This window comes from Parvibaculum sp. (assembly GCF_030651915.1).
Classification (GTDB): domain Bacteria; phylum Pseudomonadota; class Alphaproteobacteria; order Parvibaculales; family Parvibaculaceae; genus Parvibaculum.
The window spans coordinates 354055-367437 of the sequence record NZ_JAUSBV010000002.1 but is presented as its reverse complement, the minus strand read 5'-3'; the positions used below and the strand labels follow the sequence as shown (position 1 = coordinate 367437).

Sequence of the window (13383 nt, the reverse complement as noted above, 5' to 3'; positions counted from 1 at the left end):
TCAAATCCTTGTCGTACAAAGCAAGATCGCTCCCGCGAGCGAATATCGCCGGCGGAAGTTGACCCGGGCGCGATGCCTCGGGCGGGTCGGGGCGCAACAATGTCCCGAAAATCGTTGCCGGAACCTAGGGGCTTGCCGGACTCAAGTCAATGATTTCAACAGCAATTTCAGCGCCGCCGCGCCGAAGGCGCGCATGTTGGCGGCACGGTCGGCAGACCCCGTGCTGACCGTGATCGAGGCGGGGTGCGGCCCCGCCAGCCCGATGACGGCGGTGCCGGGCGGCGGCCCGTAAGGCGAGCCGGAGGGGCCAGCGGCGCCCATTTCGGCCAGCGCCCAGGTCGCGCCGAGCTTTGCCCGAACGATGTCGGCCATCGCCAAAACATAAGGCTCTGTAAGGGGTTGCAGGTTCGGCGCCGGTGGGCCCTTGAGATCGTAGAGGGCCTTCGCGGCGCCGCGCGTATAAATGACGGTCGAGCCGAGATAGAAGGCCGAGGCACCGGCTTGCGCGACCAGCGCCGCCGAGACCAGGCCGCCCGTCGAGGACTCCGATAAAGCGACGGTTTCCTGCCGTTTTTTGAGCCGTTCCGCGACTTCGGCCGCGAGCGGGATCAGTTTTTCCATTGGCCGGTCTCCAGGTCGCGCACGGCGTAGAACTCCTTGTTCCATATCAGATAAAGCAGCCAGGTCGGCATCTTGTAGGCCTTGGCGACATAATTGGCCTGGGCGGCATGAATGCGCCAGCCGCGCAGCTTGGCGGCGATGTCGGTCGGTGTCGAATGGGTCGGCAAAGGCTGGTTTTCCGCCACAAATTTGCCGGTGCGGCGGCCAAGCTTCAGAAGCGAGCGGGCCGGAATCAACGGATAGGCGACATGGTGCGGACCATGGCCGGCATGGCCGCGCGCGCGCATGCTTTCGATGGCCTTATCGGCCGCAAGTCCCATCCGCATATGGTCTTTATGGCCCGTCGCCCCGCTTTCCGGCCAGAAGGCGATCACGAGGTCCGGCATGATGCTTTGCATGGCCGCCTCGACACGGGCGACGAGTACGTCGAGCGGCACGTCCGGCACCCCGCCATCGGGGTAGTCCCAGACCTGCTGTTCGTCGATGCCGAGGGCAAAACCGTTCTTGAGCACCTCGGCCTGCCGGATCAGCCCGAGTTCGGATTGCCGGCAGACGACCGGCGATTGCGTGCCGGCCTCGCCTTTGGTGGCGGTCACCATGGCGACATAGGCGCCGCCGGCCTTGGCCGCGGTCAGGAGACCGCCGATCAGCTGCTCGTCATCGGGATGGGCAAAAACGGCAAGGATCCGCTTGGCGCCGAGATCGGCGGCGAGCGAGCGGACATGGCGCGCCGCGCTGTCGCTGAAGAAATAGCGGAAACGGAAAAAGACGGCCGCCGCCGCGAGCACGGCAAGCCCCGCCAATATCCCCAGCACCCACAGCATCCGCGCCTCCCTGCCACCGTTTCTTTCCCCAATCTACTGGCATAAGGGGACGAAAAGCGCCATATATCCGGGCATCATGACCGGCATGGCGCATCATTTCCTGAAGATGAACGGGCTCGGCAACGACTTCGTCGTGCTGGACCTGCGCCGCGATCCGCTGGTGCTGACGGATGCGATTGCGCGCGCCATTGCCAGCCGTGAAACCGGCATCGGCTGCGACCAGCTGATCACCATCGAACATCCCCGCCATGGCGGCGACGCCTTCATGGGCATCCGCAACCGGGACGGCGGCGCGGTGGAGGCCTGCGGCAATGCCGCGCGCTGCATCGGCAAGCTGCTGCTCGAGGAAACCGGCAAGGACGCCGTCACCATCGAAACGCCGGCCGGCAACACGGTGGCGACGCGCGCCGACGAAGGCGCCATCACGGTCGACATGGGCGCACCGAAGCTCAACTGGGACGAGATTCCGTTGTCGGAAGAGTTCCGCGACACCCGCGCTATCGAACTCGAAATCGGGCCGCTGGGCGCCCCGATCATGCATTCGCCGGGGGTCGTCAATGTCGGCAATCCGCATGCGATCTTCTTTGTCGACGATGTCGACGCCATCGATCTCGAGCGCTCGGGCCCGATGCTCGAACATCATCCGCTTTTTCCCGAACGCGCCAACATCTCGGTCGCGCAGGTGCTGTCGCCGACGCATATCAAGCTGCGCACTTGGGAGCGCGGCGTCGGGTTGACGAAGGCCTGCGGCACGGCGGCCTGTGCGGCAACGGTGGTGGCGATCCGCCGCCGCCGGACCGAACGCAAGATCACCGTGACGCTGCCGGGCGGCGACCTCACCGTCGAATGGCTGCCCGATACCGACAAGGGCTATGGCCACATCCTGATGACCGGCGACGCGACCCTCGATCATGAAGGCACGCTCGATCCGCGCCTTCTGTCGGGAGTGGCGGCATGACGAAGCGCACCGACATCGTCACTTTCGGCTGCCGCCTCAACGCCTATGAGTCGGAGGTGATGCGCGGTCATGCCGATGCGGCCGGTCTTGAAGATGCGATTGTTTTCAACACTTGCGCGGTGACGGCCGAGGCCGAACGCCAGGCCCGCCAGGCGATCCGCAAGGCGCGCCGCGAGAACCCGCAGGCCCGCATCATCGTGACCGGCTGCGCGGCGCAGGTGAACCCCGAACAGTTTGCAGAGATGCCGGAAGTCGATCTGGTGATCGGCAACGAGGAAAAGCTCAAGCCGGCAAGCTGGCAGCCGGCGCTGGCGCTGCACGCCAATGAACGTGTGCGCGTCAACGACATCATGTCGGTGACGGAAACCGCCGGCCATCTGATCGGCGGTCTCGAAGGCCGTGCGCGGGCCTTCGTGCAGGTGCAGAACGGCTGCGACCACCGCTGCACCTTCTGCATCATCCCTTATGGCCGCGGCCCCTCGCGCAGCGTCGCCGCCGGCGAAGTGGTCGCCGAGGTCCGGAAGCTGGTCGAGAACGGTTACCGCGAAGTGGTGCTGACCGGCGTCGACATCACCTCCTATGGCGGCGACCTGCCGGGGCGCCCGAGCCTCGGCAATCTGGCGCGCCGCATCCTGAAGCTGGTGCCCGAACTCGAACGGCTGCGGCTTTCCTCGATCGATTCGATCGAGGCCGATGACGAATTGATGCGTCTGATCGCCGAGGAAGAACGGCTGATGCCGCATCTGCATCTGTCGCTGCAATCGGGCGACGACATGATCCTGAAGCGGATGAAGCGCCGCCATCTGCGCGACGATTCGATCCGCTTCTGCGAAGAAGCGCGGCGCCTGCGCCCCGACATCGTTTTCGGTGCCGATTTCATCACCGGCTTTCCGACCGAAACGGACGAGATGTTCGCCAACACGATGCGTCTCGTCGACGAATGCGGGCTGACCTGGCTGCATGTGTTCCCGTTCAGCCCGCGCCCCGGCACGCCGGCCGCAAAGATGCCGCAGGTTTCTCGCGACGTGGCGAAGGCCCGCGCCGAACAGCTGCGCATCAAGGGCGCGGCGCGGGTGCGCGCACATCTCGAAAGCGGCCTCGGCGCGACAAGGCCGGTGCTGATGGAAACGCCGACGACGGGCCGCACCCATCAATTCACGCCGGTACGCCTTGCCGATGCAATGGCAACGGCCGGCGAAATCCTGGCCATCCGCCTTGCCGCACATGATGGCCGCAGCTTTGAAGGATTGCGCGCGGCATGAGCCGCGGCGGCGAAAGAAGAATCATGGACATCGAGACATTGAAAGCGCGAGGCGCAATGGGGCAGGTGCTGGCCGATGCCGCCATCCCCGAATTGCCGAACCATTATCGCGGCAAGGTGCGCGACAATTACGACCTGCCCGACGGCCGCCGGATCATTGTCGCCAGCGACCGGTTGAGCGCCTTCGACCGCATCCTGGCGGCAATCCCCTACAAGGGCCAGGTGCTGACGCAAACGGCGCGCTTCTGGTTCGAGGCGACGGCCGACATTTGTCCCAATCACGTGCGCGACTATCCCGATCCGAATGTGGTGATCGGACAACGGCTCGACATCCTGCCGGTCGAGATCGTGGTACGGGACTATCTTGCCGGCAGCACCGGAACCTCGGTTCTGACGCTCTACAAGGCGGGCAAGCGCGAGATCTACGGTGTGACGCTGCCCGACGGGCTGCGCGCCAACGAAAAACTGCCCGAAACGATCATCACGCCGACCAGCAAGGCCTTCGACGGCGCGCATGACGAACCGCTGACGCCGGCGGAAATCGTCGACGGCGGCCTGCTGACATCGGCGCAATGGGAAACGCTCTCGCGATACGCCCTGGCGCTTTTCGCCCGCGGACGCGAACTGGCAGCCAGACGCGGATTGATCCTGGTCGACACCAAATACGAATTCGGCACCGATGCCGAGGGCCGTATCGTGCTGGCCGACGAGATCCACACGCCCGACAGCAGTCGCTACTGGCGGGCCGACAGCTATCCGGCGCGCTTTGCAGCCGGCACCGCGCCCGAAAGTTTCGACAAGGATTTCGTGCGCAACTGGGTCGCCGCACGCTGCGACCCCTACAAGGATCCCATTCCCGACATTCCCGAGGACCTCGTACTGGAGACGGCGGCCGTATATATTGGCGCCTTCGAGGCCATCACGGGACGGAAATTCGAATTCCCGCCGCAAGGCGAGGCACCGCTGGCGCGCATCAGGCAGAACCTCGCATCCTGTTTTCCCGCGGCACAGAGATCACCGGCATGAGCGAAAGCGAATCCAGCACCGCAACGGACGAGAAGAAAAAATCGCTCTTCCAGCGCATGAAAGAAGGGCTTGCCCGTTCGACCCGAAACCTGTCGGACGGCATCACCGGCATCTTCACCAAGCGCAAGCTCGATGCGGCGACGCTGGACGAGCTGGAAGAATTGCTGATCGCCGCCGATCTCGGTCTCGATGCCGCCGCGGCGATTGCCGAGGCTGTCGGCAAGGATCGCTACGACAAGGAAGTCGGGCCGGAAGAAATCCGGCGCATCGTCGCCGACGAGATCGCGCAGGTGCTGAAGCCGGTCGAGAAGCCGCTCGTTTTCGACGCAACGAAGAAGCCCTTCGTGATCCTGATGGCCGGCGTCAACGGCGCCGGGAAAACGACGACCATCGGCAAGATCGGCGCCAGGCTGAAGGGCGAAGGCAAATCCGTCATGCTGGCCGCGGGCGATACCTTCCGGGCCGCAGCCGTCGAGCAGCTGAAAGTCTGGGGCGAGCGTATCGGAGCGCCTGTCTGTTCGACGAAGATCGGCGGCGATGCGGCCGGCCTCGCCTATGAGGCTTTGGCCCGGGCACGGGAAGAAGGCTCGGACGTGCTGATGATCGATACGGCCGGACGCCTGCAGAACAAAGCCGACCTGATGGCCGAACTTGAAAAGGTGATCCGCGTGATGCGCAAACTCGATCCGGAAGCGCCGCATGCGACGCTGCTGGTCCTCGATGCGACGACGGGCCAGAACGCGCTGAACCAGGTCGAGATTTTCGGCAGGACCGCCGGCGTCACCGGCCTCGTCATGACCAAGCTCGACGGCACGGCACGGGGCGGAATTCTGGTTGCCATCGCCCGGCGTTTCGGCCTGCCGGTCCATCTGATCGGGATCGGCGAGGGGATCGAGGACCTGCAGGATTTCAATGCCGAGGCCTTTGCAAGGGCCATAACCGGCGCAAGTTGATCCGCCGGCGTATCCCGTGCGTAAATATAAAGTGGCAGCGCGATAGCGGCCGAGAACGGACGGAACATGAGCGAAACAAGCACCGAAAAGACGCATGCCGGCATGTCGGCCTCGCAATGGGTCCGCATGGCGATCGAGCTTGGGCCGCTGGTGGTCTTTTTCGTGATGAATGCCCAGGCCGACCGGCTTTTCGGCAATGAGGAAGCGCAGAATATCTTTTACGCAACCGGCGCCTTCATGGTCGCGACCGTGATCTCGCTGACCTATTCGCAGCTCCGGTTTCGCAAGATTCCGACCATGCCGCTGGTCAGCGGCATCTTCATCATCTTCTTCGGCGCGCTGACGCTGTGGCTGCAGGACGACGAATTCATCAAGCTGAAGCCGACCATCGTCAATGCGCTCTTCGCGGCCGCGCTGCTGGGCGCCGCGATGATGGGCAAGCCGGTGATGAAAAACCTGTTCGACGGCGCCTTCGACCTGACCGACAAGGGCTGGATGGTGCTGACCGTGCGCTGGGGCCTTTTCTTCATCTTCCTCGGCGTCATCAACGAAATTGTCTGGCGCAACTTCTCGACCGATTTCTGGGTCAGCTTCAAGCTTTTCGGCGTGATGCCGCTGACAATGGTCTTCGGCATGGCACAGATACCGGTGCTGACCCGATATGCCCCCTTGCGGGACGAACAGGCGCCCGCCGCCGACTGAAACGCTTCGTCGCCACGTCAGTGGTGAATGCTGCGATCCTTGGTTTCGGGCACGAAGATCATGCCGATAACGAAGGTCATGGCGGCGATGACGACCGGATACCAGAGCCCCGAATAGATATCGCCGCTCGCCGCAACGATCGCAAAGGCAACCGTCGGCAGGAAGCCGCCGAACCAGCCATTACCGATATGGTAGGGCAGCGACAGCGACGTGTAGCGGATGCGCGTGGGAAAGAGCTCCACCAGCATCGCCGCGATCGGCCCGTAGACCATCGTCACATAGAGAACCAGAACGAAGAGAACGAGAACGACCATCGGCGTGTTGATGGCGTCGGGATCGGCCGCATCGGGATAATCCGCCTGCACCAGGGCCTCGGCGAGCATCGCATCGAAACCGCGCCGCGCCGCGCCATCGATATCATCGGTCGCATCGAAGGACGTGACGCGCGACGCGCCGATTTCGACATAGGCGGTCTCACCGGTTGCCGCCCGCCTGTTGCTGTAGGGAATGCCGCGCCGGGCCAGCGCGCTCTTGGCAACGTCGCATGAGGTCGTGAAGGCGGCCGTGCCGACCGGATTGAACTGGAACGAACATTCCCCCGCATCTGCCACGACAACGACCGGTGAAATCCGTTGTGCCTGTTCAAGCGCCGGATTGGCAAAATGCGTCAACGCCGCGAAAAGCGGAAAGTAGGTGAGGGCTGCCAGCAGACAGCCCGCCATGATGATCGGCTTGCGGCCGATCCGGTCGGAAAGCGCACCGAAGACGACAAAAAACGGCACACCAAGCAACAGCGCGACGCCGATCAGGATATTGGCGGTCTGCCCTTCGACCTTCAGCACCTGCGTCAGGAAGAAAAGCGCGTAGAACTGGCCGGTGTACCAGACGACGGCCTGCCCGGCCGTGAGGCCGATCAATGCGATCAGCACGATCTTCAGGTTCTTCCATTGGCCGAAACTCTCGGTCAGCGGCGCTTTCGAGAGCGTCCCCTCGTCCTTCATCTTCTGGAACAGCGGCGACTCGTTGAGCTTCAGCCGGATCCAGACCGAAATGCCGAGAAGCACGATCGACAGCAGGAACGGAATGCGCCAGCCCCAGCTTTCGAAGCTCTCCTTGTCCATCGACAGGCGGCAGGTGAGGATGACGAGAAGCGACAGGAAGAGGCCAAGCGTTGCCGTGGTCTGGATCCAGGCCGTGTAGCTGCCACGTTTCGTATGGGGGGCATGTTCGGCCACATAGATGGCCGCGCCGCCATACTCACCGCCAAGCGCGAGGCCCTGCAGCAGCCGCAACAAAATCAGGATCGCCGGCGCGGCAACGCCGATCGTGGCATAGCTGGGCAACAGACCGACAATGAATGTCGCAACGCCCATGATCACGATCGTGACCAGAAACGTGTATTTTCGTCCGACGAGATCGCCCAGGCGGCCGAAAACGATCGCACCAAAGGGTCGGACGGCAAAGCCGGCGGCAAAGGCCAGAAGCGCAAAGATGAAACCGGCGGTCGGATTGACGCCCGAAAAGAACTGGACGGAAATGATCGCGGCCAGCGAACCGTAGAGATAGAAGTCGTACCACTCGAATACGGTCCCGAGCGACGAGGCGAAAATGACGCGCCGCTCCTCGCGCGTCATGCGCCCTGTTCCGGTTTCCGCCACCGCCGTCATGCCCCACCCCTGCCTTGTCAGCCCCGCTTTCCGTGACGGGAGAATGCCGCGAATGAACCGACGATGCTAGCGGGGCGGGCGTGGAAACAGATTGCCGGTTTCACCGTCCGGATTGCTGAAGGGCACGATTCCGGCTTGGCCTTCCACCGAGCGGAACTGCGTCAAGGCCCAGTGAACGCTGGGGAAAGCAAGTTCCTCCCACGGAATTTCTTCCCAGGAGAAAAGCGCAACCTCGAGGCTTTCCTCACCCGCCGAAAAGGAGGGGGTCGACAGCTCGGCGCGATACATCAGCTGGACCTGCGCAATGCGCGGGATCGAATAGACGGCCAGCAGGTCCTTCAGCGCGATCTCGGCATTGGCTTCCTCGCGCGCCTCTCGCCGCGCACCCTCCTCAGCCGTCTCACCTTGTTCCATAAAGCCGGCAGGCAGCGTCCAGAATCCCCGGCGCGGTTCGATGGCACGGCGGCACAACAGGATGCGCCCCTCATGGGAAACGACCGAACCGACGACAACCTTGGGGTTCACATAATGTATGAAGCCGCAGCGATCGCAGATATCGCGCGGCAAATTGTCCCCGGTTGGCACGCGGCGCGAAAAGGCCGGATCGTGTTCCGCACCGGGCTCGCGGGGCGCCGACGCCGTCGAAACCTGCCCCGGACCGCTCATTTTCGTCAAATTTGTCATCGCGCAACTCTTTGATCCGCCTACGGAACTAAGCCTTCTCGCGACGGCATCCGCCGCCACGCCGGAATTCGCCGGATATGCCGCCAGATTGTGCACAGCCCGACAGGGACCGTCCGCGCACAGACCTATCGTGATTTCGGCGTTTCTTCTTTTTCATGGCCCGGTTCCTCTTGCAAGTGAGGCCCTTGCGGGTGCATATGAAGATAGTGCGGCGCGCGCGGCATTGCCACAAAGCACCCGAGGATGCGCCCGATCCATTTCTCCATGCGATGGGAGATCCGTCCGAAAGGTAAAAGTCCCGCCAAGGGAACACCCGCAAGGACAAGAGCCAGAGATATTCAGCCCCCGATATTCCGACACAGGCGTGTCGAATAGTTCAGATGACACCAGAGGACAGACGAATGGCAGCCAGAAAATCGACCGGAAGTTTCGATCTCGAAAGCTCGTTGAGCCACCTGCTGCGCCGCGCGCAACAATTTGCCTATGATCAGTTCGTTCAGCAGATGGGCGCCAGCACACTGACGCCGCGTCAGTTCATTGTGCTTTTTGCGGTCGACGAGGAAGAGGGCCTGAGCCAGACCGACCTGGTCAACCGCACCGGCATCGATCGCTCGACGCTGGCCGACATGATCAGCCGCATGATCAAGAACGGTCTGCTGGCCCGACGCCGTACGGCGGAAGATGCCCGCGCCAATGCGGTACGCCTGACGGCCGCCGGCCGCCGCGCGCTGAAAGGCGCGATGCCGAAGGCCCTGGCCGCCGAGCGGGCTTTGCTCGAAGCGCTGCCGAAATCCGTGCAGTCGGATCTGATGAAAGCGTTGACCCATCTCAACGGCGCCATCGAAAGCCTGAAAACGGAAGAATCCGAGCCCAAAAAGCCTGTGAAGCGCGCCGCGCGCAAACCGGCCCGCAAACCGGCGGCAAAAAAGCCGGCCGCACGCCGCAAGAAGAGCTGAACCTCAGTTGCCGGGCGGCGCGGCATGCCGCGCCGCCTGCAACGCCGGCAAAATCTGTTCGGCAATCGCTTCAGGCGTCACCGCGCCGACATGTTTGAGCGCAATGCGGCCATTGCCGTCGATGACATATGTCTCCGGCACGCCGTATACCCCCCATTCGATGGAAGCTCGCCCCGTCTGGTCGCGTCCGATGCGATCGAAGGGATTGCCAAGCTCGGCCAGGAACCGCCGGGCGGCGGCCGGATCGTCCTTGTAGTTGATCCCGTAAAGCGGCACATCGGCGACACGCCTCAGCTCCACCAGCAGCGGCATCTCGACCCGGCAGGGCACGCACCACGACCCCCACACATTGACGATGACGGGGGTGCCGGTACCGAAATCGGCCGTGGCGAGACCCGGCTGATCGAGCCCCGGGACAGCTGGCAGTTCGAATTCCGGCACATAGCGCCCGATCAGCGCCGAGGGCACGCGGGACGGGTCGCCGCGATAGATCGCGACGAAAAAAAAGCCGGCAAGCAACAGGAAGAGCGCGACGGGGACAAGGGCCGCAAGCCTGAACGGGATTTTCACGGAGCCGACTCCATATCCGGATGGCGGGCCGCACGGCGGACACGCCCGCCGGCGTCGCGCTCCAGCGCATCGGCAAGGCGGGCCTGGCGCCGATAATCGGCAAGGCTCTGAACCGCCAGCGCCAGCGGCACAAGAATGCCCAGCGCATAGACAGGCCAGACATAGGCCGCATATCCGCCCATCTGGAAAAACTCGGCCATCCCTCAGCCCTCTGCGCCGGATGCGGCCAGCGCCAGCCGCAATTGGCGCACGCGATGGCGCAGGATCTCGGCGCGCATGCGCACCAGCAGCAGCGTCACGAACAGAAATGTGAATCCGAGTGCCATCAGGGCGAGCGGCAACAGCATTTCGGGCGCGATCGTCGGGCCGTCCATGCGGAAGACCGAGGCCGGCTGGTGCAGCGTGTTCCACCAAACGACCGAGTAGCGAATGATCGGCACATTGATCGCGCCGACAAGTGCCAGAACGGCGGCGGCACGTGCCGCACGCGTCGGCTCCTCGATAGCCGTCCAGAGCGCCATGTAACCAAGATAGAGAAAGAACAGGATCAGAACGGATGTCAGCCGCGCATCCCACACCCACCACGCGCCCCACATCGGCTTGCCCCACAACGCGCCGGTGACAAGGGCCAGAAAGGTGAAGGCGGCGCCGATCGGTGCCGCCGATTTCGCGCAGAGATCGGCCAGCGGATGACGGAAGATCAACGCCACGGCGGAGGCCATCGCCATCACCGAATAGCCGAACATGGCAAGCCATGCCGACGGCACATGCACATACATGATGCGCACGGTCTCGCCTTGCTGATAGTCGGGTGGCGACGCGAACAGCGCGAAGTAGAGGCCAACGACGAGAAACCCGAGCGAAACCAGCCACAAAGGCGCAAGAAGGCGCCCCGACAGCGTCATGAAACGCGCCGGATTGGCGAAGGCCTGGAGCCGCTGCGAAGCCGAAGGGCGGGTCATGGGGCTCATTTAGCGTGTTGCTTCCGGAGAGGGCAAGTTGAAGGCGCCTGTCATTTTGCCGCGCATCAGCGGAGATTGGCGCGCAGGGCCGCGGCCGCCGCAACCGGTCCGATCACAAGGCTCGCCAGCGTGACAGCTGCCAGCAGGGCGAGACTCTGAGCGGCAACGCCGTCCGGAAAGCCGGCCAGCGCTGCGCGAGCCGCGCCGACGCCGAATATCAGAACCGGGATGTAGAAAGGCAGCACCAGCAGCGAGGCCAGCAGACCGCCGCGCCTGATACCGACGGTGAGGCCGGCACCGATGACGCCGAGAAAACTCAGCGCAGGCGCGCCCACCAGCATCGCCAGCATCAGTGCCGGAAATGCCGCCACCTCGAGATTGAGCATCAACCCGAGCAGCGGCGCGGCGACGACCAGCGGCAGTCCCGTCGTCAGGAAATGACCGACAGCCTTTGCCACGACCACAAGTTCCAGCGGCAGGCGGCCCATGGTCAGAAGATCGAGTGAGCCATCTTCATGATCGGCCTGGAAAAGCCGGTCGAGCGTCAGCAGCGAGGAGAGCAGCAGAGCCACCCACAACATGCCGGGTGCGATGCGCGCCAGAAGATCGGGCGCGGGGCCGATTCCGAGCGGGACGGCGGCGACCACGACCAGAAAGAAGAACACGGCCATTCCGCCACCCCCGCCGATGCGTGCGGCCAGCCGGAGATCGCGGACAAGCAAGGCAATGAAAGCGCGGCTCATGACAGCACCCCGGTGCCGAGATCGAGCGTTTTCGCCGTCGCGAGCCCGAGATCGAGATGGGTGGCCGCGACGATCAGGCCGCCGCCGGCAAGATGCGCCTGCATCGCGTGCCCCAGTCGCGCAATGCTGGCGGTGTCGAGCCCCACGGTCGGTTCGTCGAGCAGCCAGACGGGGCGCGGCGCGGCGAGAAGGCGCGCCAGGGCCAGCCGCCGCTTTTGTCCGGCCGAGAGATAGGCGGCCGGCAGATCGGCGAGCGAAGCGAGGTTCATGCCGTCCAGCGCCGCCGCGACATGCGCCGCCCCCGCCCCGGTGCCGAACCAGGCAGCCCAGAAATGCAGCGTTTCGGCGACCGTCATCGCCGGCTTCAATCCGTCGAGATGACCGACATAATGGGATTGTTCGGCAAGCGTCAGCTCGGGGTCGCCGCCCTCGACACGCAGCGAATCGGGCCCGCTCTCCAGCAAACCCGCGATCTGCCGCAACAGGCTCGACTTGCCGCTGCCATTGGGGCCGGTCAGCACCAGCGCTTCGCCGCTCCCGACGGTGAAGGAAACGCCGTCAAAGACCAGCCGGCCGCCGCGTTCGCAGGCAAGGTGCGATGCCGATAGCCGCAATTCAGATGTCGTCAAAATTGCCGCCCCGGCCCTTGCCTGCCGCAAAGCGGGCAGCACCTTTTTGGGTTTCGCCGGACGCCATCACCTTGCGGCCATGCTCGAATTCATTGGCAAGCGCCCGGTCGTAGGGCAGATCCCATTGTTCATAGGCCGACATGCGGTCATGGCGCAGACACAACTGCGGAAAACGCGCAACCTCATGCGCCAGACGCTCGGCTTCCGCGCGGGCCTGGCCCTTGGGCACGACACGATTGGCCAGCCCCATCTGCAAGGCCTCGGCCGCCCCGACGCCGCGGCCGGTCAGGATCAGGTCCATCGCTCTTGCATGACCGATCAGCCGCGGCAGACGGATCGTGCCGCCATCGATCAGCGGCACACCCCAGCGCCGGCAAAAAACGCCCATCACCGCGTCTTCCTCGACAATGCGCATGTCGCACCAGAGCGCCAGTTCCAGCCCGCCCGCCACCGCGTAACCGGCAATGGCGCCAATGACCGGCTTGTTGAGAATCATTCGCGACGGCCCCATGGGGCCGTCATCGGCCAGGCGGCTGAAATCGGCACCGCTTGCCGGCGGCACGACGCGATTGCCGCCGCCCGTTCCGACCGCCTTGAGATCGGCGCCGGCGCAGAAGGTTTCCTCAGCGCCGCAGAACACCGCGACAAGCGCTGCCTCGTCCCGCTCGAATTCGAGGAAGGCGGCAGCGAGCTGCTCGGCGGCGGCACGATCGACCGCATTCTTCGCGCGCGGACGATTGAGGGTCACCGTTGTGACGGGACCGTTTTTCTCGACGACGACCTCTGCCACGCAGCCTCCCCCGATGTTGTTTTCAATGCCGATTATC

At 64.1% G+C, this 13383-nt stretch carries 15 protein-coding genes and 1 pseudogene; 6 read left to right on the top strand and 10 right to left on the bottom strand.

Annotation, left to right across the window (positions count from 1 at the left end):
* Positions 1-141 precede the first annotated feature (141 nt).
* Together Q7V31_RS02260 and Q7V31_RS02255 are read right to left on the bottom strand one after the other, a co-directional pair.
* Entirely contained in the window at positions 142-621 is a 480-nt protein-coding gene (locus tag Q7V31_RS02260) for a CinA family protein (protein WP_304732188.1), read from the bottom strand.
* Positions 609-1445, bottom strand: coding sequence for a PIG-L deacetylase family protein (locus Q7V31_RS02255; protein WP_304732187.1), 837 nt, complete (start codon positions 1443-1445; stop codon positions 609-611). Before Q7V31_RS02255 ends, Q7V31_RS02260 begins: the two co-directional genes overlap by 13 nt.
* Positions 1446-1521: 76 nt before the next feature.
* Here Q7V31_RS02255 and dapF point away from each other — a divergent pair, with 76 nt between their 5' ends.
* From dapF to Q7V31_RS02230, 5 genes and pseudogenes are all read left to right on the top strand, one after another.
* Positions 1522-2403 (top strand): diaminopimelate epimerase, encoded by an 882-nt coding sequence (gene dapF / locus Q7V31_RS02250; protein ID WP_304732186.1) that lies wholly within the window; start codon positions 1522-1524, stop codon positions 2401-2403.
* Positions 2400-3665, top strand: a complete 1266-nt coding sequence (mtaB, locus tag Q7V31_RS02245; RefSeq protein ID WP_304732185.1) for a tRNA (N(6)-L-threonylcarbamoyladenosine(37)-C(2))-methylthiotransferase MtaB — start codon at positions 2400-2402, stop codon at positions 3663-3665. Before dapF ends, mtaB begins: the two co-directional genes overlap by 4 nt.
* Positions 3666-3688: 23 nt before the next feature.
* Entirely contained in the window at positions 3689-4690 is a 1002-nt protein-coding gene (locus Q7V31_RS02240; RefSeq protein WP_304732184.1) for a phosphoribosylaminoimidazolesuccinocarboxamide synthase, read from the top strand.
* Positions 4627-5643 (top strand): annotated as a pseudogene (ftsY, locus tag Q7V31_RS02235) (signal recognition particle-docking protein FtsY); the annotation flags it as partial. The gene Q7V31_RS02240 and the pseudogene ftsY, both read left to right, overlap by 64 nt.
* A 66-nt stretch (positions 5644-5709) precedes the next feature.
* On the top strand, positions 5710-6345 hold the full coding sequence (locus Q7V31_RS02230) for a septation protein A (protein WP_304732183.1): 636 nt from the start codon (positions 5710-5712) through the stop codon (positions 6343-6345).
* 17 nt (positions 6346-6362) lie between these two features.
* Here Q7V31_RS02230 and Q7V31_RS02225 read toward each other — a convergent pair whose 3' ends face one another.
* Both Q7V31_RS02225 and Q7V31_RS02220 read right to left on the bottom strand, forming a co-directional pair.
* A complete protein-coding gene (locus tag Q7V31_RS02225) occupies positions 6363-8012 on the bottom strand; it encodes an MFS transporter (protein WP_304732182.1) in 1650 nt (549 codons plus the stop codon).
* Positions 8013-8078: 66 nt separating this feature from the next.
* Positions 8079-8696: an NUDIX hydrolase gene (locus Q7V31_RS02220; RefSeq protein ID WP_304732181.1), complete on the bottom strand. Its 618-nt coding sequence runs from the start codon at positions 8694-8696 to the stop codon at positions 8079-8081.
* Between the two features lie 401 nt (positions 8697-9097).
* Between Q7V31_RS02220 and Q7V31_RS02215 the strand changes: the two genes are divergently transcribed.
* Positions 9098-9652 (top strand): MarR family winged helix-turn-helix transcriptional regulator, encoded by a 555-nt coding sequence (locus Q7V31_RS02215; protein WP_304732180.1) that lies wholly within the window; start codon positions 9098-9100, stop codon positions 9650-9652.
* Positions 9653-9655: 3 nt separating this feature from the next.
* Here Q7V31_RS02215 and Q7V31_RS02210 read toward each other — a convergent pair whose 3' ends face one another.
* The 6 genes from Q7V31_RS02210 to Q7V31_RS02185 are packed head-to-tail and all read right to left on the bottom strand — an operon-like array spanning position 9656 to position 13346.
* Positions 9656-10222, bottom strand: coding sequence for a DsbE family thiol:disulfide interchange protein (locus tag Q7V31_RS02210; RefSeq protein ID WP_304732179.1), 567 nt, complete (start codon positions 10220-10222; stop codon positions 9656-9658).
* Positions 10219-10422, bottom strand: coding sequence for a heme exporter protein CcmD (gene ccmD / locus Q7V31_RS02205; protein ID WP_304732178.1), 204 nt, complete (start codon positions 10420-10422; stop codon positions 10219-10221). Before ccmD ends, Q7V31_RS02210 begins: the two co-directional genes overlap by 4 nt.
* Before the next feature lie 3 nt (positions 10423-10425).
* Positions 10426-11193, bottom strand: coding sequence for a heme ABC transporter permease (locus Q7V31_RS02200; protein WP_304732177.1), 768 nt, complete (start codon positions 11191-11193; stop codon positions 10426-10428).
* 56 nt (positions 11194-11249) lie between these two features.
* The gene (gene ccmB / locus Q7V31_RS02195) at positions 11250-11927 is read right to left on the bottom strand and encodes a heme exporter protein CcmB (protein ID WP_304732176.1); all 678 of its coding nucleotides are present in this window, start codon (positions 11925-11927) and stop codon (positions 11250-11252) included.
* Entirely contained in the window at positions 11924-12541 is a 618-nt protein-coding gene (ccmA, locus tag Q7V31_RS02190) for a heme ABC exporter ATP-binding protein CcmA (RefSeq protein ID WP_304732503.1), read from the bottom strand. Before ccmA ends, ccmB begins: the two co-directional genes overlap by 4 nt.
* A 1-nt stretch (position 12542) precedes the next feature.
* Positions 12543-13346, bottom strand: coding sequence for a crotonase/enoyl-CoA hydratase family protein (locus tag Q7V31_RS02185; RefSeq protein WP_304732175.1), 804 nt, complete (start codon positions 13344-13346; stop codon positions 12543-12545).
* Positions 13347-13383: the final 37 nt, after the last annotated feature.